The 24,049-nt window shown below is 58.0% G+C and carries 17 protein-coding genes; 13 read left to right on the top strand and 4 right to left on the bottom strand.

Features of this window, described 5'->3' with window-relative positions; genetic code table 11:
* The first annotated feature begins 94 nt into the window (after positions 1–94).
* The gene (locus tag ACXAD0_RS17725; RefSeq protein ID WP_475090070.1) at positions 95–550 is read left to right on the top strand and encodes a type IV pilin protein; all 456 of its coding nucleotides are present in this window, start codon (positions 95–97) and stop codon (positions 548–550) included.
* 154 nt (positions 551–704) lie between these two features.
* Here the strand turns inward: ACXAD0_RS17725 and ACXAD0_RS17720 are convergent, their stop codons facing one another.
* The gene (locus tag ACXAD0_RS17720) at positions 705–2,108 is read right to left on the bottom strand and encodes a sigma-54-dependent transcriptional regulator (protein ID WP_475090069.1); all 1,404 of its coding nucleotides are present in this window, start codon (positions 2,106–2,108) and stop codon (positions 705–707) included.
* A 114-nt stretch (positions 2,109–2,222) separates the two neighbouring features.
* Complete coding sequence (locus ACXAD0_RS17715; protein ID WP_475090068.1) at positions 2,223–3,797, bottom strand: sensor histidine kinase; 1,575 nt, start codon at positions 3,795–3,797, stop codon at positions 2,223–2,225.
* Between the two features lie 174 nt (positions 3,798–3,971).
* Between ACXAD0_RS17715 and ACXAD0_RS17710 the strand changes: the two genes are divergently transcribed.
* On the top strand, positions 3,972–5,600 hold the full coding sequence (locus ACXAD0_RS17710) for an NAD+ synthase (protein ID WP_475090067.1): 1,629 nt from the start codon (positions 3,972–3,974) through the stop codon (positions 5,598–5,600).
* Positions 5,601–5,673: 73 nt separating this feature from the next.
* On the opposite strand, the gene ACXAD0_RS17705 is transcribed toward ACXAD0_RS17710, so the two are convergent.
* The gene (locus ACXAD0_RS17705; protein ID WP_475090065.1) at positions 5,674–6,621 is read right to left on the bottom strand and encodes an outer membrane protein assembly factor BamD; all 948 of its coding nucleotides are present in this window, start codon (positions 6,619–6,621) and stop codon (positions 5,674–5,676) included.
* Between the two features lie 172 nt (positions 6,622–6,793).
* On the opposite strand from ACXAD0_RS17705, the gene rluD reads away from it, so the two are divergent.
* The 7 genes from rluD to ACXAD0_RS17670 all read left to right on the top strand — a co-directional run bounded on the left by rluD (position 6,794) and on the right by ACXAD0_RS17670 (position 18,550).
* Positions 6,794–7,777: a 23S rRNA pseudouridine(1911/1915/1917) synthase RluD gene (gene rluD, locus ACXAD0_RS17700; RefSeq protein WP_475090064.1), complete on the top strand. Its 984-nt coding sequence runs from the start codon at positions 6,794–6,796 to the stop codon at positions 7,775–7,777.
* Positions 7,774–8,565 (top strand): peptidoglycan editing factor PgeF, encoded by a 792-nt coding sequence (gene pgeF, locus ACXAD0_RS17695; protein ID WP_475090063.1) that lies wholly within the window; start codon positions 7,774–7,776, stop codon positions 8,563–8,565. Before rluD ends, pgeF begins: the two co-directional genes overlap by 4 nt.
* 242 nt (positions 8,566–8,807) lie before the next feature.
* Positions 8,808–11,423 carry an ATP-dependent chaperone ClpB gene (gene clpB / locus ACXAD0_RS17690; RefSeq protein ID WP_475090061.1) on the top strand — a complete coding sequence of 872 codons (2,616 nt, stop codon included), beginning with the start codon at positions 8,808–8,810 and terminating at the stop codon, positions 11,421–11,423.
* A 184-nt stretch (positions 11,424–11,607) separates the two neighbouring features.
* Positions 11,608–12,747 (top strand): efflux RND transporter periplasmic adaptor subunit, encoded by a 1,140-nt coding sequence (locus ACXAD0_RS17685; protein ID WP_475090059.1) that lies wholly within the window; start codon positions 11,608–11,610, stop codon positions 12,745–12,747.
* Between the two features lie 20 nt (positions 12,748–12,767).
* Entirely contained in the window at positions 12,768–15,839 is a 3,072-nt protein-coding gene (locus ACXAD0_RS17680) for an efflux RND transporter permease subunit (RefSeq protein ID WP_475090057.1), read from the top strand.
* A 141-nt stretch (positions 15,840–15,980) separates the two neighbouring features.
* The gene (locus ACXAD0_RS17675) at positions 15,981–16,535 is read left to right on the top strand and encodes a fasciclin domain-containing protein (RefSeq protein ID WP_475090055.1); all 555 of its coding nucleotides are present in this window, start codon (positions 15,981–15,983) and stop codon (positions 16,533–16,535) included.
* Positions 16,536–16,669: 134 nt separating this feature from the next.
* Positions 16,670–18,550 (top strand): DUF3604 domain-containing protein, encoded by a 1,881-nt coding sequence (locus tag ACXAD0_RS17670; RefSeq protein ID WP_475090053.1) that lies wholly within the window; start codon positions 16,670–16,672, stop codon positions 18,548–18,550.
* A gap of 55 nt (positions 18,551–18,605) precedes the next feature.
* On the opposite strand, the gene ACXAD0_RS17665 is transcribed toward ACXAD0_RS17670, so the two are convergent.
* The gene (locus ACXAD0_RS17665) at positions 18,606–19,076 is read right to left on the bottom strand and encodes a DUF4124 domain-containing protein (RefSeq protein WP_475090051.1); all 471 of its coding nucleotides are present in this window, start codon (positions 19,074–19,076) and stop codon (positions 18,606–18,608) included.
* Positions 19,077–19,556: 480 nt separating this feature from the next.
* Here ACXAD0_RS17665 and ACXAD0_RS17660 point away from each other — a divergent pair, with 480 nt between their 5' ends.
* The 4 genes from ACXAD0_RS17660 to pssA all read left to right on the top strand — a co-directional run bounded on the left by ACXAD0_RS17660 (position 19,557) and on the right by pssA (position 23,885).
* Positions 19,557–21,293, top strand: coding sequence for an acetolactate synthase 3 large subunit (locus ACXAD0_RS17660; protein ID WP_475090050.1), 1,737 nt, complete (start codon positions 19,557–19,559; stop codon positions 21,291–21,293).
* Positions 21,294–21,306: 13 nt separating this feature from the next.
* Positions 21,307–21,798 (top strand): acetolactate synthase small subunit, encoded by a 492-nt coding sequence (gene ilvN / locus ACXAD0_RS17655; RefSeq protein WP_475090048.1) that lies wholly within the window; start codon positions 21,307–21,309, stop codon positions 21,796–21,798.
* 25 nt (positions 21,799–21,823) lie between these two features.
* The gene (ilvC, locus tag ACXAD0_RS17650) at positions 21,824–22,849 is read left to right on the top strand and encodes a ketol-acid reductoisomerase (RefSeq protein ID WP_475090046.1); all 1,026 of its coding nucleotides are present in this window, start codon (positions 21,824–21,826) and stop codon (positions 22,847–22,849) included.
* 133 nt (positions 22,850–22,982) lie between these two features.
* Positions 22,983–23,885 carry a CDP-diacylglycerol--serine O-phosphatidyltransferase gene (gene pssA / locus ACXAD0_RS17645; RefSeq protein WP_475090045.1) on the top strand — a complete coding sequence of 301 codons (903 nt, stop codon included), beginning with the start codon at positions 22,983–22,985 and terminating at the stop codon, positions 23,883–23,885.
* Positions 23,886–24,049 lie beyond the last annotated feature (164 nt).

Raw genomic sequence — 24,049 nt, 5'->3', positions numbered from 1 at the left:
AAATGCCGGGTAAACTGGCCGCCGGGTTCGCAGCGTGCACCCGGCGGTGTACCATCAGAATGCGATTGACCGCACAACATTGGGGTTTGAAATAATGAAGATGAACAAGCAGCAGGGTTTTACCCTGATTGAGCTGATGATTGCGGTGGCGATTGTTGCGATCCTGGTCGGGGTCGCCTGGCCTTCCTATCAGTCTCAGGTCCGTTCAGGCAATCGCGCCGATGCCCAGGGCGCGCTGATGGGGCTGGCGCAGGCGATGGAGCGGCATTTTACCGAGAAGGGCACCTACGATGGTTCCCACACTTCCAAGAAGCCCGACATTTTCCCGGCGGAATCCCCGGTTGATGGCAGCAACAAGGTCTATGACCTCACCATCGAGAGTGCCGATGCGACTTCCTATGTGCTGCGGGCCACACCCAAGAGCACAGGCGTGCAGTCAGCGGATGGATTCCTCGAACTGCGTTCGTCGGGAGAAAAAGGCTGGGATCAAAATGGCGACGGTACCCTGGCTGACCCGTCGGAAATGTGCTGGAGTAAAACCTGCAGCTAAGTTTTGCCGTCTGGCAGGTGCGCGCTGCTTTACTGAAGTTCAGTGTGCGCCTGTTGTTTTTTCTTTCTCTAAGTGGTCCATCGTGCGGATAGCCGCGGTGCTCTGGCTTTCTCCCATCTAGCTCTCATTTCGAAACGTGCTGTAACGCCGCCACTCAATCCTCCAGTCCCAATTTCTTCAGTCGATATCGCAGAGAGCGGAAACTGATTCCGAGCTTCTGTGCGGCTGCGGTACGATTCCAGCGGGTTTCCGCCAGAGCACTTTCCAGCGCTTCCCGCTCGATAGACTGGAGAAACGCGTCCAGGGATTGATGCTGGGCGGGGTCGAAGCGTAGCGCTGCGGGCTTGCTCCCCTGCTGCTGTGGTGCATCGGCAGGCTCTGTCATTGCGTCAGTATTGGTCGACAACTGTGGGGCACTGTCGAGCAACAGGTCTTCCCGCACGATTTCCTGCTGGTTACTCAGGGTGTACGCGCGCTCCAGAATATTTTCCAGTTGCCGCACGTTGCCCGGGAGTGGGTGATTCCTGAGTTCCCGCAACGCCTGCTCGGATATTTTGGGGACGGCCCGGCCCGCGCGCTCGGCAATGCGTTGCAGCAGTGCCTGTGCCAGTACGGGAATATCGTCGGTCCGCTCGCGCAGGGGGAGCACCCCAATTTCGATGACATTAATGCGATAAAACAGGTCGCTGCGAAATCGGCCTGCAGCCACTTCTGCAGCGAGGTCTTTATGGGTTGCGCTGAGTATGCGCACGTCGACCGCGTGCTCCACGTTCGCGCCAATCGGACGAACCGATTTTTCCTGAATGGCACGCAACAGTTTTACCTGGATATCGAGCGGTAGGTCGGCCACCTCGTCGAGAAACACCGTGCCGCCGGTCGCGGTTTCCAGTAACCCCTGTTTATCGCGGTGCGCTGCGGAGAAGCTGCCCCTCTTGTGCCCGAACAGTTCACTTTCCATCTGCTCGGCGGGCACGGCACCGCAGTTCACTGGCACAAAAGGCTGGTCTGAGCGCGCACTGCGCGCGTGGATGGCTCTGGCGACGGTTTCTTTACCGGATCCGGGCTCGCCACTGATATAGACCGGCGCATCACTGCGTGCGACCTTGTCGATTTGTCGTCGCAGCTGCTGGATGCCGGTACTCACCCCCTGCAGTTGACCTTCATCGGGCAGCGGCTGGTTGGCCGCGTTGCCATTGACCTTGAGGGCAAGTTGCACCAACGTCCGCAGTCGCTCCAGATTGACGGGCTTACTGACAAAGTCGAAGGCGCCGAGCTTTAGCGCCCGTATGGCGCAATCCATGTTGCCGTGCGCCGTAATAACGGCGATGGGGAGTTGCTGGGTATGCTGATTCTGAAGATAGGCGACCAGCTGCAGTCCGTCTCCATCGGGCAGGCGCATGTCGGTCAGGCAGAAATCGTAGCGGTTTTCCGCGAGCAGCCGATGCGCCTCCGCCAGATTGTTGGCGGTATGGCAAGTGACCTCCATTCGACGGAGGGTCATGGTCAGAAGTTCGCAAATATCCGGCTCGTCATCGACGACCAGGGCCATTGGCTGCATGGTGGTTCGCGTTTATTGTTGGTGTGTTCGCAAACGCCGATTATGGCAGAGATTGCCACAGAGATCTGCCTCAAACTGCGTGCGTGCGCGCTGGGATTTTCGCTGACGGTTGGGTCAGGCGAGGGGTAGCTCGACCCGGAAGCAGCTGTTGCCATCGGCATCGTGGCAGTAGATCAGGCTGGCCTGATTGGCCTCGCACAGTTCCCGCGCAAGATACAGTCCGAGGCCGTTGCCCCCGTGACCGGTGGTGAAGAAGGGTTCAAAAATCTGATCGCGCAGCTCGGGGGCCACGCCCTCGCCATAATCCACCACGTCCACGACTGCGCAGCCCTGGGATGCCACCTGGCGCACTGCGATTTTTACGTCTGCGCTGCCCGTGGCCCGCTCCGAGTAGCGCAGGGCGTTATTACACAGGTTGGTCATGACCTGGGCGAACTGCTCGCCGTCGAATCGGGCAATCACCGGGTCATCGGGCAAAACCACTTCCAGACGGGCCTGACCCGGCGCGCCCACCCGATATTCCGCAACAAACTGCTCGAGCCAGATGCCCAGTTCGTTTTCCCTGGGGGTGGCCGCGCGCCCCCGCGATAGTCTGAGGACATTCTCTACAATCTGATTCACCCGCTCGCTGTGACGGCAGATGATGGCCGCAAGATGGCGGTCCTCCTCCGTGACGTTGGCGGACTCCATCAGCAACTGGGCGGCATGACTGATGGCGCCCAGTGGGTTTCGAACTTCGTGGGCGATGGACCCGGTCAGTCTTCCCAGGGAAGCCAGCTTCAGCTTTTGCGCCTCCTGGGTAAGTTTCCGGTTGTCTTCGAGGAAAACCAGTGCGCTTTCGCGATCCTGGCTTTGCAGCGGGGCGAAGGACAGGCGCAGTTCCGTTGTGCCCGGGTTGCCGATGACGGCACTGGACTGTTCCGGGTTTTGGCGCCAGTTGGCCAGGGCATTGAATAGCTGTGTTTCCAGGTCGGTGTCTTCCGATCCGCGCAACCGCTGCGCGGCATTGTTCACCAGACGGATTTTGTTGCCACTGCCCAGTACCAGGACACCGGTGCGCATCCGCTCGACGATCTGTTGGGCGAGACGTTGTGCCTGCGCCGCCTCGCGGGTTTGTTGCTCGGCGCGGTAGTTGGCGGTACGCACCATTCCGGCGAGGTACTGCAACCCGCTGACGGCCGCGAACAGCATAATGCCCAGGCCGCCGGCCGAGACCACATCTTCCGCGTCTGCAGAATCTGTCGCTAGCTTATACAGCTGCTGGCCGATGATCCCGGTGCTGGCGACCGCGGCGAGGAAGGCGCCCATTCTGCGGTCGAGGAGCAGTGCCCCCACCGAGCAATTGATGATGAGCAGGTAGCCCAATCCCGAGCCAAGGCCGCCACTGGCCTGGATCAACAGCAGAAACACCGGGATATCGCAGCCCAGGATCAGGGTCACCATGCCGGCGTCGGCCTGATAGGCATTGCGCCGTAGCTGCAACAGCCAGCCAACATTCAGCAGGGCATAGGCGACGACGGTATACAGGTAGAGGGTCGGGGCATCGTTACCGATGCTGCCGCGGCCCATGTCGCTGGAAAATACGCCGAGCAAGGCCAGTGCGATTGCCACGCGGTAATAGGCGTAGATCTGCAACAGGCCGTGCTGCTGCAGGAAGGATTCACGCTGTTCGGCAACTGTACTACTCAAGGGAGAGCGCTCTTATTGTTGTGGCGAAGGCTTTCCGGCCGCGGTTTGTCGGGATGAAGTCCGCCCGGGCCGAGCGGCACCCCGGGGCGGGATGTATAATGCCGGCCTTTTACGACCCCGGACCCACCGGTCCCAACAGATCGCGGGCCATGTAGCCCTGAGCGAGATTTCGAGATGTCTACTTTGCAGCTAGTACTGGCACAAATCAATTCCCTGGTCGGGGATATCCCCGGCAATACGCAGAAAGTGATTGAAGTGACGCGCCGCGCCCATCAGGCCTATGGTGCGGACCTCGTCCTGTTCCCTGAGCTGACCTTGTGTGGCTATCCGCCCGAGGATCTGCTGCTGCGCCCGAGTATGCAGAAACGCGTGGATGCGGCACTGGAGGCGTTGCTCGGTGCCGGGCTACCCTGCGGTATCTTGATCGGCTACCCGAGGGTCGTGGCCGGAAAGGTGTTCAATATGGCGGGCCTGATACAGGACGGCCGGTTGGTCGCGGAGTATGCCAAGCAAAAGCTGCCGAACTATCAGGTGTTCGATGAGGAGCGCTACTTCGTCGCGGGTGACCGTCCCTGTGTGGTGGATATTGCCGGTATTCCCACCGCCATCACGATTTGTGAGGATATCTGGCATCCGGAACCGGTAGAGCAGGCTGCCGCAGCTGGCGCCAGGCTGATGCTGAATATCAATGCCTCGCCTTTCCACCGTGGCAAGGCCGGAGAACGTCTCAATTTACTCGCCAACCAGGCGCGGATGGGCCAGATGCCCATCGTGTACTGCAATTGGGTCGGTGGGCAGGACGAACTGGTCTTTGATGGTGGATCCTTTGCCGTTGATGCCGACGGCAAACTGTGCGCGCGCGCGCGGGAGTTTGAAGAAGAGCTCCTGCCGGTGCGGGTCGAGGCAACGGATGCGTCAATCGCGCTGACGGCAGCGGAGCCGGCGGCGCCGCTGGATGGCCTGGCTTCGGTGTATCAGGCATTGGTGCTGGGTGTACGCGATTACGTGAATAAAAACGGCTTTAATGGCGTGGTGCTGGGCTTGTCGGGTGGCATTGACTCTGCGCTGACACTGGCGATTGCCGTGGATGCGCTGGGTAAAGACCGGGTCGAGGCCGTGATGATGCCATTCCGCTATACCTCGGATCTCAGTAAAAATGATGCGGCCGATCAGGCCCAGCGCCTGGGTATCAACTACCGGGTGATCAGTATCGAGCCCATTTTCGATGCGTTTATGCAGGCGCTCGCCGGGGAGTTCGCCGGCACCGAGCGGGACACCACGGAGGAAAACCTCCAGGCGCGCTCACGCGGGGTCTTGTTGATGGCCATTTCCAACAAGAAAGGCGCTATGGTGCTGACGACCGGTAACAAAAGCGAAATGGCGGTGGGTTATGCCACGCTCTACGGCGACATGGTCGGTGGCTACAATGCGCTCAAGGATGTCCCCAAAGTATTGGTGTTCGAGCTTGCCCGGTATCGCAATACGCTGTCCGAGGTCATTCCGGAAACGGTGATCACCCGTCCGCCGAGCGCTGAGCTCGCGCCGGACCAGGTGGATGAGGACAGCCTGCCTCCCTACGAGGTCCTTGATCAGATCCTCAATCTCTACATCGAGCGCGATCTCAGTGCCGATGCCATCGTGGACAAGGGGTTTGAGCGTGCCGATGTGGAGCGGGTTGTTCGGCTGGTGGATCGCAACGAATACAAGCGTCGTCAGGCGGCCGTGGGTGTGCGGATCTCCGAGCGCGGCTTTGGCCGCGACCGCCGTTATCCGATTACCAACGGCTGGAAGGCTGGCGAATAAGTAGAGTGCCAGACCGCGGATGTCTGAAACGAAAAACGGCGCCAATTGGCGCCGTTTTCAAATGCTGGGGAGCTTACATCAACTCCGGCGGCAGCGGGGCTGCCTCGCGACGGGTTGCCGCGTTGTATTGTTCGCGACTGTCGAAGCCGCGGGGGTCCGATTTTTCGAACAGTCCCAGGGTTACCCGATGCACCAGGCTGCGACCGCGTGTGCCCTTGTAATAGTTGTAATTGAAGCTGCCATCATTGCGAAACGCCGGGTGATGGGGGTAGTTGGTCCGCAGTACGTAGAGTGCATCAGCCTCGAGGTCACGCATTTCGAGCAGGTGATAGCCCTGCACCATCACCGCCAGGGCGTCGGGAATCGCCGGGGTTTGCTGGAAGTTTTCCACCACGTAGCGACCGCGGTTGGTGGCCGCCAGGTAGGCACCGCGCTTGAAGTAATAGTTGGCAACGTGGATTTCATACCGCGCCAGCAGGTTGCGCAGATGGATCATGCGCTTCTGGGCATCCGCCGCATAGCGACTCTCGGGGTAGCGCGCCATCAGCTGCGAGAAGTAGGCGAAGGACTCGCGCGCCGAACCCGGATCCCGACGCGTCATGTCGGTCGGGAGAAAGCGCTCGAACAAGCCGCTGCCCTCAGTAAAAGAGGCGAGGCCCTTCATGTAATAGGCGTAATCCACGTTGCGATGTTGGGGGTGCAGGCGGATAAATCGGTCTGCGGCAGCGATTGCTGCGTCGTTCTCATAGTTGCGGTAGTACGCATAAATCAGCTCAAGCTGGGCCTGTTCCGCGTAGCTGCCGAACGGGAAGTTATCTTCCAGTGCCCGCAGGTTCTTGATGGCGAGGTCCCACTGACTGGAACGCAACTGGCGCTGGGCGTTCTCGTAGAATGCCTGCTCAGTTCGGCTGCCACTGGGCAGTCCTTCTTCCTCATCGGTGCTCGCACAGGCGACCAGGATCGCCGAAAGTACTACCAGCCATAGCGTCTTACAGGCCTGCATGGCGCCTCGCTCTATCATTATGTCTCTCTTTCTACCATCTATTCGGTGATTCGCACCCCGATACCCCCGGTGCGCGCGTGTACAAATCATGTTTCGCGCGGTGCGGTGCGGTACACTTGCCGCCAGTTTAGTAAGCCGGTCGGCGGCTCGCCATTTAACCACAGACGTGCAGTGGTCCAAAGTATTTGCCATGAGTGATCGATTAGAGATCGATATCGAGGTTCCCGCCCAGCTGGCGGGACAGAGGTTTGACCATATCGCCGCGGAAATAATTCCCGAGTTTTCCCGTGCCCGCCTGCAGGGGTGGATAAAAAGTGGTCAATTGACAGTGGATGGTCGTGTCGCCAAGCCCAAGGAGAAGCTTTTCGGCGGCGAGAAGCTCAGCTTGCGTGCCGAGCTTGAGCCCCAGGGAGAGTGGGAGCCCCAGGATCTTCCTCTGGATATTGTCTATGAGGATGACAGCCTGCTGGTTGTCAACAAACCGGCAGGCCTGGTGGTGCACCCGGCCGCGGGCAACCCAGACGGTACTTTGCTCAATGCATTACTGTTTCACTGTCCGGGGCAGAGTGCGATCCCGCGCGCGGGCATCGTGCATCGCCTGGATAAAGAAACCAGCGGCCTGATGGTTGTGGCAAAGACGTTGCAGGCGCAAGCGGATCTGGTGGACCAGCTTAAGGAGCGCAGTGTGAGCCGCCAGTATCTGGCGGTTGCACAGGGATTGATTACTGGCGGTGGCACCGTGGATGCGCCCATCGGCCGTCATCGACAGAACCGGTTAAAGATGGCCGTATTGCCCTTTGGCGGTAAGGAAGCCGTCACACACTATGCGGTCGAAGAGCGTTTTCGCGCCCAGACCCTGCTGCGCTGCCGGCTCGAAACCGGCCGTACGCACCAAATTCGGGTGCATATGGCGCACATTCGCCACCCGCTGGTCGGTGACCCGCTCTATGGTGGCCGACCGAAGTTGCCGCCCGCCGCCGGGCAGGCGCTGGTCAGTGTGCTGCAGGGTTTTGATCGCCAGGCACTACATGCTGCGGCGCTGGCGCTCGACCATCCGGTCAGTGGGGAGCGCCTGCACTGGGAGGCGGCGATGCCGGAGGATATGCTGGCGCTGGTAGAGGCGCTTCGCGACGATCGCGCCGAGGCGCAAGAGGAAGGCGAGGGAAGGCAGTGAGTAAACCGATCGATGAATGGCCGCAGGCGAGCGAACACTATCTGATCCCGCAATGGCCGGCCAGGCCTCAGGTACGGGCTGTGACTACGCTGCGCTCTGGTGGTCACAGTGAGGACGCGTTCGCTTCCTTTAATATGGCGGCACATGTAGAGGATGTGCCGGAGCGGGTTGTGGCCAATCGTGCCCAGCTGGTCCGGGAGCTGAATTTGCCGTCGGAGCCACAGTGGCTGGAACAGATTCACAGTGACCGGATCATCATGGCGGAGAGTGATGGGTTGGTCCGCACCGCCGATGCCAGCTTTACCCTCTCTCACGGGATTGTCTGCGCCGTCATGACGGCCGATTGCCTGCCATTGCTGGTGTGTGATCGCGCCGGCAGTCGCGTGGCGGCCATTCACGCGGGCTGGCGCGGATTGGCTGAGGGTGTGGTACGCAACAGTATTGCAGCGCTGGATTGTGATCCCGACGAGTTACTGGTGTGGATGGGGCCGGCGATCGGGCCCGCAGCCTTCGAGGTTGGTGTCGATGTCCTCGAGGTATTTTTTGAGAATGCCATGGATGGTGAGCACACCGAGGCGATCGCCCGTTGTTTTCGCCCCCATGTAGAGAAACCGCTGCACTTTCTCGGTGATATGTATGCGCTCGCGCGCGCCGAATTGGCCAGATTGGGGGTGCACCGGCTGTTTGGTGGCGGGGAGTGCACCCACACGGACAGCGAGCGCTTTTACAGCTATCGTCGCGATAAGGTCACCGGACGTATGGCTTCCCTGATCTGGCTCGAGTCCTGACCTCCGATATCACCCGCGCGTCAGCTGGCGCGCAAAAGTTATCTCCGCCGAATTTATTTCCCCTCTGCTTTTTTTCCTACCATTGAAAAACGAATGGTGACCCTCACTTAATTAACAGGTGGGGAGTCGTTGTTGGTAGTGGCGAAAATATTGGCCGCGTCCCGACAATGCCTGTACCAGGGAACTTTTCGTTCAACCATTCCCGAGAATGATTTCCAAGACGGTGAGGAGAGGGGTCGTCCATGCGTATTGATCGAATGACAAATCCTTTGCAGGCTGCGATCGCAGATGCACAGTCGCTGGCGGTAGGACGCGACCACAATCAGATTTATCCTGAGCACTTGCTTCAGGCGCTGCTCGACCAGAATGGTGGCAGTGTACCTGCATTTCTCTCGCAAGCAGCATTTAACGTCAATGGCTTGCGTAATGACCTCGCCAAGCGCCTGGATAGTTTGCCAACCGTCTCGACCCCCACCGGTGATGTGGGGATGTCACAAGAATTGATGCGCCTGTTCAACCTGGCCGATAAAAAAGCCCAGCAAAAGGGCGACTCATTTATAGCGAGCGAAACGGTATTGCTGGCCGCCTTTGACCCGGCTGCGGGTGAAGTGTCGAAAATCCTGCGTGCCGCCGGTAGTGAAGAACAGCTGCAGGCCGCCATCGACAAGGTCCGTGGCGACGAGAAAGTCGACGATGCTGGCGCCGAAGATGCTCGACAGGCGCTGGATAAATATACCCTCGACCTGACCGAACGCGCGGTGGCGGGCAAACTCGACCCGGTGATCGGCCGCGATGATGAAATTCGCCGAACCATTCAGGTATTACAGCGCCGCACCAAAAACAATCCGGTCTTGATCGGTGAGCCCGGTGTGGGCAAGACCGCCATTGTCGAGGGGCTCGCCCAGCGTATTGTGAACGGCGAGGTGCCGGAAGGCTTGAAAGACAAGCGCCTGCTGTCTCTTGATCTGGGGGCCTTGCTCGCCGGAGCAAAATTCCGCGGCGAATTTGAAGAGCGGCTGAAAGCGGTGCTGAACGAGCTTTCCAAGCAGGAAGGCCGCGTCATTCTGTTTATTGATGAATTGCACACCATGGTGGGTGCCGGCAAAGCGGATGGCGCAATGGATGCGGGCAATATGCTCAAGCCTGCACTGGCGCGTGGAGAGCTGCACTGCGTCGGTGCGACCACGCTCGATGAATATCGGCAGTACATCGAAAAAGATGCCGCGCTGGAGCGTCGCTTCCAGAAAGTACTGGTGGATGAACCGACAGAAGAAGACACCATTGCGATCTTGCGCGGGTTGAAAGAACGCTATGAAGTGCATCATGGCGTCGATATCACCGATTCCGCCATTATCGCCGCGACAAAACTGTCGCAGCGCTATATCACCGACCGTCAATTACCCGACAAAGCCATCGATCTGATTGACGAAGCCGCCAGCCGGATCCGAATGGAGATCGACTCCAAGCCGGAGGAAATGGATAAGCTGGATCGTCGCCTGATCCAGTTGAAAATTGAGCGGGAGGCGGTCAAAAAAGATAAGGACGATGAGGCTGCGGCCAAACGACTGGAAAAGCTGGAAGAAGAGATCGACCAGATCGAGCGTGAGTATTCAGACCTGGAAGAGGTCTGGAAGGCGGAAAAGGCCCAGCTGGCTGGCAGCCACGATATCAAAGAGAAACTCGAGCAGGCCCGGCTGGATATGGAGGCCGCCCGTCGCGCCGGTGATCTGGCGCGCATGTCGGAAATTCAATACGGCGTGATTCCCCAGCTCGAGGAGCAGCTCAAGTCCGCCTCTACCGCAGAGTCTGGAGAGGGCGGCGAGGAAATGCGCTTGCTGCGCAATCGCGTGACCGATGAAGAGGTAGCCGAGGTGGTCTCCCGCTGGACGGGTATTCCCGTATCCAAGATGCTCGAGGGTGAGCGGGAAAAACTGCTGCGGATGGAAGACGAATTACACAGGCGTGTGATTGGCCAGGACGAGGCAGTTGAGGCAGTCTCCAATGCGGTACGACGTTCTCGCGCCGGTCTTGCAGACCCGAATCGCCCCAACGGTTCTTTCCTGTTCCTCGGTCCTACCGGGGTGGGTAAAACCGAGTTATGCAAGGCGCTGGCTGAATTCCTGTTCGACACACAGGACGCCATGGTGCGAATCGATATGTCCGAGTTTATGGAGAAGCACTCCGTCGCGCGCCTGATCGGTGCACCTCCGGGCTATGTCGGGTACGAAGAGGGTGGCTACCTGACCGAAGCGATTCGTCGCAAGCCCTACTCGGTCGTGTTGCTCGATGAAGTCGAGAAGGCGCACCCGGATGTGTTCAATATCTTGCTGCAGGTGCTGGAAGATGGGCGCCTCACCGATGGCCAGGGGCGCACTGTGGATTTCCGCAACACCGTGGTGGTCATGACCTCCAATCTGGGTTCTGACATCATCCAGAAATTTGCCAGCAGTCAGGAGGGCGATGAGCTGGACGAAGAGATCCAGTACCGGCAAATGAAGAGTGCCGTGATGGACGTGGTCGGGTCGCATTTCCGTCCTGAATTTATAAATCGTATCGATGAGGTCGTGGTCTTTCATCCGCTGGGCAAAGACCAGGTGCGGGCCATTGCCGAGATTCAGCTCGAGCAGTTGCGCAAGCGGCTGGCGGAGCGGGATCTCAAGTTGGAGATCAGCGAAGCCTTTATGGATCAGTTGGCCGATGTTGGCTTCGACCCGGTGTACGGGGCGCGTCCGCTCAAGCGCGCGATTCAGATGTGGATTGAAAACCCGCTCGCGCAGGACGTCTTGGCAGGCAAGTTCGCTCCCGGGGATACCATCCACGCCAAGCTTGAGGGAGACAAACCGGTATTTACCAAATAGCTTTTCCTTCAATAGGGGTGACTGAAGGCATTCAGTCGCCCCTTACCTTTCTTCTCTGGCCCCAAATCGACCAACGCAAGCTCCCTCCCGCCACGGGTCGTCATTCCCTTCCACTTGCCAACTAAACTGAATGCATGCCTTCCCCGGGGTAGGCCGTGTTGTGGTTTTTGATAGGGAATCAGTAGTGTCCCAGCGCCATCCAATTTTCAACTGGCGGATGTTCTTGATGCTGTTGGGGTGCCTGCTGGTATTCGGCGGAATCTTTGCCTTCAAGAAATTTGGCAACGTCATGATGAATCGCGCGTTTGACACGATGACACGGCCTCCAGCGACGGTCACTGCGACCAATGTGATGCGCGCCAGTTGGCAGGAAACCCTGCGCGCTGTCGGTACCATGCGCGCGGTCAATGGCGTAGAGGTGACGACGCGTGCGCAGGGCGTGGTGCAGGGGATTTACTTCAAGTCGGGTCAGTCGGTGAAAAAAGGCGCAGTGCTCGTACAGCTGAGTGTCGGACCAGAGGCTGCGCAACTGCAGGTACTCGAGACGGAGCTGGGGCTTGCAACACGCAATCATCGCCGGATTCAGCGGCTGCATACCCGCGGCGTCGCGACAGAGCAGGAGCTGGATGATGCGCGTACCACCATGGAACGCATCGCCGCGAATATTGCTGTGCAGGAAGAGACGGTCGACGAGCGCAGGGTGCTGGTACCTTTCAATGGGCGTGTCGGTATCCGTCAGGTCGACCTTGGGCAAAATGTCGGCCCAGGCGACCCGGTGGTGACCCTGCAGCAGCTCGATCCGATTTATGTCGATTTTTCTGTTCCGGAGCGGCATCTCGCACTGCTGAAGGATGGGCTGGTGATCGCGCTGCAGACGGACGCATTCCCCGGCAGGGAATTTAGCGGGCGAGTTTCCGCCGTGGACCCCCGCGTCGACAGCGGCAGTCGCAATGTGCTGGTGCAGGCCACTCTCAAGAATCCGAAGGAAGAGCTCCATCCCGGCATGTTCGCCGACGTCACGATAAAGCTTCCCGGGCGCCGACAGGTGCTCTACGTTCCCCGCACGGCGATTCGATTTTCGCCATACGGGAACGCTGTATTTGTACTGATACCGAATGAAGCGGGCGACGGTTATACCGCGGGCAGCCGATTTGTCAAAACCGGCGAGGAACGCGGCGACCTGGTGGAATTGGTTGAGGGGGTGGAGGAAGGGGAGCTGGTCGCCACCAGTGGATTACTCAAGCTCCGCAATGAGCGTGCGGTGATCGTGAATAACGATAACGCACTGCCTGCAGAAGCCAATCCGCAGCCCGAAAACCAGTAACGGCAGGGATCTGAGACAGCGTGAACTTCACTGAGATCTTTATCCGCAAACCGGTACTGGCAGTGGTGATCAGTTTATTCATCTTTCTGTTGGGACTGCGTGCGGCGGTAGAGCTCAATGTCAGGGAGTATCCGGAGCTGCAGAATGCGGTCATCACGGTGACCACTGTCTATGTCGGTGCGGATGCGGATCTGGTGCAGGGCTTTATCACTACGCCGCTGGAACAGGAGATCGCCACCGCCGATGGCATTGATTACATGGTGTCGACGAGTGTGCAGAGTGGCTCGACGATTCAGGCTTATGTGCGCCTGGATTATGATCCCAATGAAGTCCTGACCCAGGTCATCACCAAAGTCAGCAAGTTGCGCAACGAACTGCCGCAGGAATCAGAGGACAGTACCGTTGAGTTATCGATCGGCCAGACGGTGGCCGCGATGTATCTGTCGTTTTCGTCCGAGATTCTCACCAACAACCAGATTACCGATTATCTCGCACGGGTCGTACAGCCCAAACTGTCGACGATTCCCGGTGTGCAGCGTGCCAATCTGCTGGGTGATCGCACGTTTGCCATGCGCATCTGGCTCAACCCGGCGGAAATGGCCGCGCAGGAGGTAACGCCGGCGGACGTTTCCCTGGCGCTGCGACAAAACAATGTACTGGCGGCAGTGGGCGGCACCAAGGGTTCCTGGGTGCGGGTCGATTTGTCCGCAGATACGGATATCGCTTCGGAAAGTGCATTTCGCCAGCTGGTAGTGCGCGCGGATGGCGATCGTATTGTACGCCTGGAGGATGTGGCGGAAGTGGAGCTGGGCTCGGAGTCCTATGACAGCTCGGTCACCTTCAACGGCCGCACCGCAACCTTTATCGCCGTGGAGTTGACGCCCAACGCCAATGCATTGGAGGTGATCCGCGAGGTGCGGGAAAAACTTGAGGGTGAGATCTTCCCGCAATTGCCGAAAGGGCTCCTTGGCGAGATTCCTTACGACAGCACCAAATATATCCAGGACTCGATCGACGAGGTGATTCGCACCATCGCCGAGGCAGTACTGATTGTTATTGTGGTGATCTACCTGTTTCTGGGCTCTGTGCGGGCGGTGATCATTCCTGCAGTGGCGGTGCCCCTCTCCCTGGTTGGTGCATTGTTTCTGATGCTGCTGATGGGGTTTTCCATCAACCTGCTGACGTTGCTGGCGATGGTGTTGGCCATCGGCATAGTTGTGGATGACGCGATTATTGTGCTGGAAAATGTGCACCGGCATATCGAGGAGGGCCTGACGCCATTTGATGCGGCCATTGTCGGAGCGCGTGAATTGGCGTGGCCGGTCGTCGCAATGACAACAACCTTGGTGGCGGTATTCCTGCCTATCGGGTTTCTCGGTGGCCTCACCGGAACGCTCTTCCTCGAATTTGCCTTTTCGCTGGCAGGCGCAGTGCTATTGTCGGGTGTGGTGGCGCTGACCCTTTCGCCCATGATGACTTCCCGTATTCTGCAACCCAAGGGGCAGAAAGTGTCGCGCGTTGAGCGCTGGCTCGGGGGATACTTTGACCGCCTGCAGGCCGCGTACCAGAGGCGATTGCACAGTGCCCTCGATGATCGGTTTGTCATTCTGCTGTTTGGTCTGATCGTGCTGGGCAGTTGCTATTTCTTGTTCGAAAGCGCACCGAAAGAGCTGGAGCCCAAAGAAGACCGGGGATTGGTGCTGACGATTTCTTCGGCCGATGCCTACGCCACACTGGATTACCTCGAGCAATTTACCAATGAGCTCAACGTCATTGCGGAGAGTCATGACGAAGTCAGGAACCTGTTTTTGATCAACGGTTCCGGTGGCAGTGGGCGGACCAGTGCCATTGCCGGATTTGTGCTGGGTCCATGGACAGAGCGCGACAAGGACACCCATCAAATGCAGGCGCTGATCAGCCAGGATGTCGCGCCGATCGCCGGATTGAAAATTGCGGTCGTGGTGCCGCCGAGTCTCCCTACAGCCGGTGGGCGTCTACCCATTGAGTTTGTTGTGGGTTCAACGGAGCCGCTGGAAAATCTCAACAGCCTGGCACAGGAGTTGATGCAGCGTGCCAGGGATAGCCGTAAATTTATTTTCGTTGACGCCGACTTGAAGCTGGACCAGCCGCGGCAGCGCGTTGTCATCGACCGTGACAAGGCGGCAGCGATGGGCGTCACCATGGCAGACATCGCGCGGGAACTCGGCAGTATGATGTCGGGTGCCTATACCAATCGCTTCTCGCTGGATAATCGCAGCTACAAAGTTATACCCCAGGTACTGCGGGTCGATCGCCTGACCGCGGACCAGCTCAAGGACTATTACATCCGCACCGGTACGGGTCAGCTGGTACCCATGGCCACGCTGGTGACGTTGCGGGAAACCGTGGAGCCACGGCAGTTAAAACGTTTCCAGCAGCTCAATGCCGTCACGATTTCCGGGGTGCCGCGTCCTGGAGTGACGCTGGGTGAGGCACTGGATGTGCTCGATGAGGCGGCGACGGGTCTGCTACCTTCGGGCTATTCCATTGATTACGCCGGGCAGTCGCGGCAGTACAAGGCAGAAGGCAATGAGCTGGTAGCCACTTTCTTTTTTGCGCTGGTGGTGATTTACCTGGTGTTGGCGGCGCAGTTTGAAAGTTGGCGCGATCCGCTGATCATGCTGGTGACGGTACCCATGAGTGTTTGCGGGGCGATGATCTTTGTCAGCCTTGGCCTGACCAGCATGAATATCTATACCCAGGTGGGGCTGGTGACATTAATTGGCGTGATATCCAAGCACGGTATCCTGATCGTCGAATTCGCCAACAAGTTGCAGCAGCAGGGGCGCGACAAGCGCACAGCCATCGAGGAAGCCGCCAGTATCCGTTTGCGCCCGGTATTAATGACCACAGCGTCGCTGGTTTTGGCGATGGTACCGTTGCTGGTTGCCTCCGGCCCCGGTGGCGGTGCTCGCTTTGCGATGGGGCTGGTTGTGGCGAGTGGCATGACCATCGGCACTTTGTTCACCCTTTTTGTGCTGCCGGCGATGTATCTGTATCTCGCGCGTGACTGGTCAGTAGAGGCGCTATCGGAAAGCCCCGGTACGTCGTAGCGACCGCCGGTAGAATTTTCCACTCTATTTTGAAGATGTGGTGATGACATCGTCACCCTATACTCCGCCGTGACTATCCACCCCGGCATCGAATCAGTTGTCAATTTCGGCTGCCGGGACTCAGTCTTTTGGAGGTATGCAATGCGTTTCATGCACTTGATCGGACCCCGTTTCCTTCTGGCCCCGCTGCTGATAGTGTTCTGTTTCTGTGGTTTTGCACAGGCCGGTGATCATCACAAAAAGGCGGACAAGACGATCGTTGAAAATGCGGCAGCATTAGAGGATCTTTCCACCCTGGTCGCAGCAGTCAAAGCGGCGGACCTGGTCGACACCCTGTCTGGCGACGGACCCTTTACCGTATTTGCGCCGTTGAACTCCGCGTTCGCTGCGCTGCCTGCCGGTACTGTGGAAGAGCTGTTGAAGCCCGAGAACAAAGGTAAACTCACTACCATCCTGACTTATCATGTCGTTCCCGCAAAGGCGACTGCGGAAGCCGTGATGAAGATGATCAAGGACGGTGGTGGTAGTGCCGAGGTGCCTACCGCACAGGGTGGGAAGCTCACCCTGAAGCTGGATGGAGAAAAAGTCACGGTCACGGATGCGAAGGGTAATACTGCGACTGTGGTCAAAGCGGATGTGATGAACAAAAATGGTGTGGTTCACGTCATCGATAGTGTTCTGATGCCGGCGCAATAAACGCGTTTGCTGGAGTCACCAGGGCGGCCATCAGGCCGCCTTTTTTCGTTTGGCATGGGGATCGTCGCGCAACACTTGCGCCGTCAGGTTGACAGCTAGACTTTCCGAGAAGTCCTGTTTTCGGAACGGATACCGTGAATACATTTATTACCCCTCGCGTGCGCGCTTTTCGTATTTCTGCACTGGTTGTTGCCTTGCTGGGCGCATCGGCTGCCCTGAGTGAGCAGGGCGAGCAGTTTTCTCCCTATGTTGATCGAGACTATCCCACCCAGGTTTTTTGGGGTGACACGCATTTGCATACCGATGTTTCTGTGGATGCCGGCACAATGAATCGGCTGGGCCAGGAGGAGGCATTTCGTTTTGCCCGAGGGGAGGAAATAACGACAACCCATGGTCTCAAGGCCCGTCTCGGCCGGCCGCTGGATTTTCTGGTGATTTCGGATCATGCGGAAATGTACGGGCTGATGCCGCAGCTGCTCGCGGGAGACAAGGAAATCCTGGCGACGGAAAAGGGCAAACGCTGGTATGACATGCTGACTGGTGGTGATCGCGATAAAACCTTCCAGGCGGCGATGGAGATTGTCGCGTCTCTGTCCGAGGACGAACCTCCATTCAAAAGTGACGATATCGTCAAGGATGCCTGGCAGCGCTACACGGCACTGGCGGACAAATACAATGATCCCGGGCGGTTCACGGCGATTATTGGTTACGAGTGGACAGCTATCGGTGGGGACAACCTGCATCGTAATGTCCTGTTCCGGGGGAATGCGGCGCAGGCCAATAAAACGGTGCCCTTCTCCCAGTTCGACAGTAAGAACCCGGAGGACCTGTGGCGCGCTCTCGATAAGTACGAAGAGCAAACGGGAGGGCAGGTCATGTCTATCCCTCACAACGGGAATCTGAGCAATGGTCGACTCTTCAATATGGAGACATTTTCCGGCGAACCATTGACCAAGGACATCGCCGAGCTGCGCAACGAGTTTGAGAAGATTGTCGAGGTCACGCAGATCAAGGGGGATGGTGAGGCCCATCCATTGCTCTCCCCAAATGATGAATTTGCTGATTATGAGACCTGGGACCGCTCCAATCTTGATGGCACTGAGCAGAAAAAGCCGGAGATGCTGCGCTGGGAGTATGCTCGTGAAGCGCTGAAGACTGGCCTGATCCTGGAGCAGATGCTCGGCATCAATCCGTTTAAATTCGGCATGATCGGCAGCACCGATGCGCATACCAGTATGGCGGCGGTTGAAGAGGAAAACTTTTTTGGCAAGCATTCTGGGGTAGAGCCGGAACCGAAGCGCTGGGAGCACATGGTGATTGAGGCACCCGATCCTGAATTTACCGTGTACGGCTGGCAGCAGGCCGCGTCCGGCTATGCCGCAGTATGGGCGAAGGAGAATACACGGGAAGCGTTGTTTGATGCGATGGAGCGCAAAGAGACGTACGCCACCACTGGTCCCCGTATGGTGGTTCGATTCTTTGGCGGCTGGGACTTTACCGATGCGGATTCGAACGTGCGTTCGGTCGCTGAAGCAGGGTACGCCAAAGGCGTACCCATGGGGGGTGACCTGCCGGACTCGCCCAGTAAAAGTGCCCCCACGTTTCTGGTCGCAGCGCTGAAAGATCCTGTGGGTGGCAACCTGGATCGAATCCAGATTGTGAAAGGCTGGCTGGACAAGGACGGCAAGGTCCATGAGAAAGTTTACGATGTGACCTGGAGTGGCGATCGAAAACCCGGTCGCGACGGGAAAGTGCCGCTGGTCGGCAACACGGTCGATGTAAAGAATGCGACCTGGACAAACTCTATCGGGGCTTCGGAGTTGAGTAGTGCGTGGCGTGACCCCGACTTTGATCCGACCCAGAAAGCGTTCTACTACGCACGGGTGATTGAGATTCCGACGCCGCGTTGGACTGCCTATGAGGCCAAGCGCTTCGGGGAAGATATGAACAAGGCGGTGCCGATGACGACCACGGAGCGGGCCTATACGTCGCCCATCTGGTACAACCCCAAATAAGTCGGGTGGGTACCCCTGGCGGCGACACTATGCCGTCGCCAGGGAGATGGCCAGATCAGCAATTATCGCGAATGGTCTGGCGGGCGGTAGCGATGCGCTGCTGACGCTCTTCTTCCGGCAGGATCCGCTGATTGCCGCTGGCGTCGACCTCGCGTACACGGGAGTGGGTGAGGAGTTCCTGCAGATTCGACTGCGCTTTCTGGCAGCGCTGGTTGCGAACTGCCTGCTGCGCGCGTGCGGCTTCGCGCTCCGCCTGCTGTTCCTCTGCTGTCTTGCCGTATTGGCGCGACGCCGTCGCAACGGCGGGTTGAGCCGCTACCGCCTTGTCAGGGTTGGCTGCTGCCTCGGTCTGCTGCCACTGACGGTAGCGTTCTGACTTTGGCTTGCGGACCACAGAGTAATCCCGGTCCTTTGGTGGCTGCGACCCGTAGTGGATCACACCGTTGTCATCTGTCCACTGGTAAATACCGTCCGCGTGGGCGAAAGCTACCAGGCTGGAAATCAGGATCGCAATGGCGATGCGCATGTACTGCCCCTGTTTGTTATAAGTGTTGTAATCGATGCTCTTGATTGCCGCTCATTGTACCCCTCTGCAGTGGCTTTGATACCACTATCTCCACACTTTCGCGGATCCATGCCGCTGAACTATTGACATGATGGTCACAGTTTGCAGAATCGTGCGCTTCTCTCGGCGAGTAGATGTACCGCATACCCCGCGGCTTTCTCTACCCTCCAGCGGGCCATCCGTCCGCTCCTTTCCTGCCGGGAAGGCCCTCCCCACCCTGGAGGCCTGTGAGATCGCTGCGGCACTGCAAAGTAGCTGGGCGATCGTTGGCGCATATTTCCTCCGAATGAAGTCATCCTAATTTTCGGTTATTTTTGCGCCGCAGGCTGATATTTATCATCAAAATCCTTTACAATCGCGCCCTGCCTTGCGCGGAAAGGCGCTGGCAATTGGTCTTGTGTGATGAATATCCTAATTTTTGGGAAATGTTAGGGGGTTCCTGTGGAATTACTCTCCGGCGGCGATATGTTGGTTCGCGCGCTGCAGGATGAAGGCGTTGACCTGATCTTCGGTTATCCGGGTGGGTCGGCGTTGCATATCTACGACGCCATCTTTCGGCAAAAGCATATTCGGCACATTCTGGTGCGCCACGAGCAGGGTGCGACCCATTCTGCTGACGGCTACGCGCGCGCCACGGGTAAGCCGGGTGTGGTGCTGGTGACGTCGGGCCCCGGTGCTACCAATGCCATCACGGGTATTGCGACTGCTTATATGGATTCCATCCCGATGGTGGTGATCTCCGGGCAGGTACCTACAGACAAAATTGGTGAGGATGCCTTTCAGGAGACCGACATGGTCGGTTGTTCGCGTCCGATCGTGAAACACAGCTTCCTCGTCAAGAGGGCCGAGGATATCCCCGGTGTGGTCAAGAAGGCTTTCTATATTGCGACGTCGGGACGTCCCGGCCCGGTCGTGATCGACATTCCCAAGGATGTCACCAATCCGGCGGATCGATTCCCGTACGAGTATCCGCAGAAGCTGCGCATGCGCTCCTACACGCCGGCGGGCAAGGGTCACGCCGGCCAGATCCGCAAGGCGCTGGCGTTGCTGCTTGCTGCCAAACGTCCGGTGATTTACGCCGGTGGCGGTGTTATTCAGGGCGAGGGCTCTGAGTTGCTGACCGAATTGGCGCAGCGATTGAACTTTCCAGTCACCAATACCCTGATGGGGTTGGGCTGTTATCCGGGCACGGATCGCCGTTTCCTGGGCATGCTGGGTATGCATGGCACTTTTGAGGCCAATACCGCGATGCATCATGCGGATGTCATCTTGGCGGTCGGTGCGCGGTTCGATGATCGCGTCACCAATACACCGGGCAAGTTCTGCCCGGGCGCGAAGATTATCCACGTTGATGTGGATCCTGCTTCTATTTCCAAGACCATCGTTGCGGATGTGCCGATTGTCGGCACAGTGCAGTCGGTGCTGGGTGAAATGCTGGACATGCTCAAGGCTTCCGGCGAAGACACGGATCAGTCTGCAATCGTCGATTGGTGGCATCAGATCGACGACTGGCGTGCGCGTCACGGTATTTACACGGCGCCGCGATATCGCACCGACGGCGACATGCTGATGCCGCAGGAAGTGATCACTGCAGTACATGAGATTACCGGGGGTGACGCCTTTGTGACTTCTGATGTCGGGCAGCACCAGATGTTTGCGGCCCAGTACTACCGGTTTAACAAGCCGCGTCGTTGGATCAACTCCGGTGGCCTCGGCACCATGGGCTTTGGTCTCCCCGCGGCGCTCGGGGTAAAGATTGCACACCCGGACAGCGAGGTTATCTGCGTAACCGGCGAAGGCAGTATCCAGATGTGTATCCAGGAACTGTCGACGGCGACCCAGTACAACTTGCCGGTGAAGATTCTCTGCCTGAACAACCAGGCTCTGGGAATGGTGAAACAGTGGCAGGAAATGCAGTACGACGGTCGCCTTTCCAATAGCGTGTATGAAGAGTCCTTGCCGGACTTTATCAAGCTCGCCGAGGCCTATGGTCATCTGGGCATGAAGATTGAGCGTCGGGACGAACTGCACGACAAGTTGCGCGAGGCGTTTGCGATCAAGGATCGCACGGTCTTTATCGATTGCTATGTCGATCCGTCAGAGCACGTGTATCCCATGCAGGTGATGCCGAACGGCTCTATGCGGGATATGTGGTTGAGCAAGACTGAGCGGACCTAGGGAAGTCACAAAGATGCGCAGAATTATTTCAGTCCTGATGGAAAATGAACCCGGGGCCTTGTCCCGGGTAGTTGGGCTCTTCTCCCAGCGCGGCTACAACATCGAAACCCTGACCGTGGCGCCGACTGAGGATGAAACCCTCTCGCGCCTCACCATGGTTACGATCGGTAATGATCACAAGATCGAGCAGATCACAAAAAACCTGAACAAGCTCATCGACGTGGTGAAGCTGGTGGATCTCACCGAGGGATCTCATATCGAGCGAGAATTGCTGCTGGTCAAGGTGCGTGCCTCGGGCGCGCAGCGTGACGAAGTAAAGCGCAGTGTCGATATCTTTCGCGGCCAGATCGTGGATGTCACCAGCAATATGTACACGGTGCAAATCGCCGGCACCAGTGAAAAATTAGATGCGTTCCTGCAGGCGCTGGGCGAACACACCATTATGGAAGTGGTGCGTTCCGGGGTCTCTGGTATAGCGCGTGGCGAAAAAATCTTGAGTGTTTGAATTGGTAAGAAACAGGAAGAGAACTATGCAAGTTTATTACGATAAGGATTGCAACCAGTCCCTGATTAAAGAAAAGACAGTTGCCATTATCGGCTATGGCTCCCAGGGGCACGCCCATGCCAACAACCTGAAAGACTCTGGTGTAAAGAATGTTGTGGTGGGCCTGCGCAAGGGTTCCGCTTCTTGGGAGAAGGCTGAGAAGGCTGGCCTGCGTGTGGCGGAGATTGCCGACGCAGTGAAAGATGCCGATGTGGTTATGATTCTGGCGCCCGATGAGCACCAGGCGGCGATTTACAAGGCAGAAGTGGCCCCGAACCTGCGTGCCGGATCTACGCTGGCGTTTGCCCACGGCTTCAATATCCACTTTGAATTCATTGTTCCGCCAAAAGATGTCGACGTCATCATGATCGCGCCGAAAGGTCCGGGTCACACCGTGCGCTCTACCTACCTCGAGGGTGGTGGTGTACCGACTCTGATTGCGGTGTATCAGGATGCGTCCGGCAATGCCAAAGAGGTGGCCCTCTCTTACGCTTCGGCAAATGGCGGTGGTCGCTCTGGCATCATCGAGACGAATTTCCGTGAGGAGACCGAGACCGATCTGTTCGGCGAGCAGGCGGTACTGTGTGGCGGCGCTTCCGCGCTGGTGATGGCTGGCTTTGAAACCCTGGTGGAAGCTGGCTACGCACCTGAAATGGCGTACTTTGAGTGCTTGCACGAGCTGAAGCTGATCGTCGATCTGATGTATCAGGGTGGTATTGCCGATATGCGCTATTCTATTTCGAATACCGCTGAGTACGGCGACTATGTCACCGGTCCGCGTATCGTCACTGACGAGACCAAAGCCGAAATGAAGCGCGTGCTGAAAGACATTCAGTCTGGTCGTTTTGCCAAGGACTTCATGCTGGAGTCGGTTGCCGGCCAGCCGCGCCTCAAGGCTGAGCGTCGTATTGGCGCGGAGCATCAGATCGAGCAAACTGGTGCCAAGCTGCGCGCCATGATGCCCTGGATCAAGGCCAACAAAATCATCGACAAGACCGAAGGCAATAGCTAAGTCTTGCCTGAAAGTCGGCCTGTAGAAACGGCGGGGTTTGCCCCGCCGTTTTTTTTTGTCTTGAGACTGTTGTGCGAAAGTTTCGGGATGGCGTTACACTCGCCGCCTGCGCAAGAGTGTTTTTGGAGCGATTATGACTACAGATCAGGGACAACATAACAATGAAGGCCAGGAACCGGGGCGTAAGTCCGGGGGTGGGACCAAAAGCCCTGAGGATATTCGTCTGCCCGTCGATGAGCATGTGGAGGAAGAGGTGTCAGCCAGCGGTGCCCGCGTGCGAGCTCGGGGCGTGTACCTGTTGCCAAACCTGGTAACGACCGGCGCACTGTTCAGTGGCTTCTACGCCATTATTGCGGGCATGCACGGCAACTTTGAGGCCGCTGCGATCGCGATCTTTGTTGCCATGGTGCTGGATGGGCTCGATGGGCGGGTGGCTCGGCTCACCGATACGCAAAGTGCCTTCGGTGTGCAATACGATTCGCTCTCTGACATGGTTTCTTTCGGTTTGGCCCCGGCGCTGGTCGTGTTCAGTTGGGGGTTGGGCGAGCTGGGTAAGTTCGGCTGGGCGGCCGCATTTCTTTATGCTGCCTGTGCGGCCCTGCGCCTCGCGCGCTTTAATACGCAGGTCGAGACGGTCGATAAGGGGGTTTTTGTCGGCCTCGCCAGTCCATCGGCGGCGGCCATCGTGGCGAGCCTGGTGTGGGCCGGCCACGACGTCGAGGTTGGCACGGGGCTCGCCTTCCTGGCTGCATTGGCAACCGTCGCAGCGGGCCTGCTGATGGTGTCCAATTTCCGCTACACCAGTTTCAAAAAGCTCGACTTCAAGGGGCGGGTGCCCTTCGTCATGATGCTGATGGTGATTCTGATCTTCAGTCTGGTCACTATCGATCCTCCCAAGGTCCTTCTGACGCTCGCGATCCTGTATACCTGTTCTGGTCCGGCGGCGTGGTTTTTGCGTCGACTGCGGGTGCGTAAAAAGCAGGAAGCTGCCAGCGCAAATAAAGTGGGTGCTCGGGACGACGGCGACAGCGAGTAAATGGCGGCTTGATGTTTGCGGGCATGCGACGGCGATACTAGGGTTACAGAGTGGTGTCGCGGATATTTCAATTGGATAAATCGGGGGTTTGAAAACTTTTTCGCGCATTTGCGAAAAAGTGCTTGCGAAGCCCCGCTCCCCTCCGTATAGTTCGCGCCCTCGCT

Source organism: Microbulbifer sp. ABF4_148, assembly GCF_056158985.1.
The sequence above is the reverse complement of the archived record's forward strand: the minus strand, read 5'-3'. Positions and strand labels throughout refer to the sequence as shown.

What these genes read in the sequence shown, in the direction of transcription:
- ilvN (WP_475090048.1), top strand. Translation starts at nt 21,307, where the DNA reads ATGCGCAGAATTATTTCAGTCCTGATGGAAAATGAACCCGGGGCCTTG.
- ilvC (WP_475090046.1), top strand. Translation starts at nt 21,824, where the DNA reads ATGCAAGTTTATTACGATAAGGATTGCAACCAGTCCCTGATTAAAGAA.
- ACXAD0_RS17705 (WP_475090065.1), bottom strand. Translation starts at nt 6,621, where the DNA reads ATGATAGAGCGAGGCGCCATGCAGGCCTGTAAGACGCTATGGCTGGTA.
- ACXAD0_RS17725 (WP_475090070.1), top strand. Translation starts at nt 95, where the DNA reads ATGAAGATGAACAAGCAGCAGGGTTTTACCCTGATTGAGCTGATGATT.
- rluD (WP_475090064.1), top strand. Translation starts at nt 6,794, where the DNA reads ATGAGTGATCGATTAGAGATCGATATCGAGGTTCCCGCCCAGCTGGCG.
- ACXAD0_RS17675 (WP_475090055.1), top strand. Translation starts at nt 15,981, where the DNA reads ATGCGTTTCATGCACTTGATCGGACCCCGTTTCCTTCTGGCCCCGCTG.
- pssA (WP_475090045.1), top strand. Translation starts at nt 22,983, where the DNA reads ATGACTACAGATCAGGGACAACATAACAATGAAGGCCAGGAACCGGGG.
- ACXAD0_RS17665 (WP_475090051.1), bottom strand. Translation starts at nt 19,076, where the DNA reads ATGCGCATCGCCATTGCGATCCTGATTTCCAGCCTGGTAGCTTTCGCC.
- ACXAD0_RS17720 (WP_475090069.1), bottom strand. Translation starts at nt 2,108, where the DNA reads ATGCAGCCAATGGCCCTGGTCGTCGATGACGAGCCGGATATTTGCGAA.
- ACXAD0_RS17710 (WP_475090067.1), top strand. Translation starts at nt 3,972, where the DNA reads ATGTCTACTTTGCAGCTAGTACTGGCACAAATCAATTCCCTGGTCGGG.
- clpB (WP_475090061.1), top strand. Translation starts at nt 8,808, where the DNA reads ATGCGTATTGATCGAATGACAAATCCTTTGCAGGCTGCGATCGCAGAT.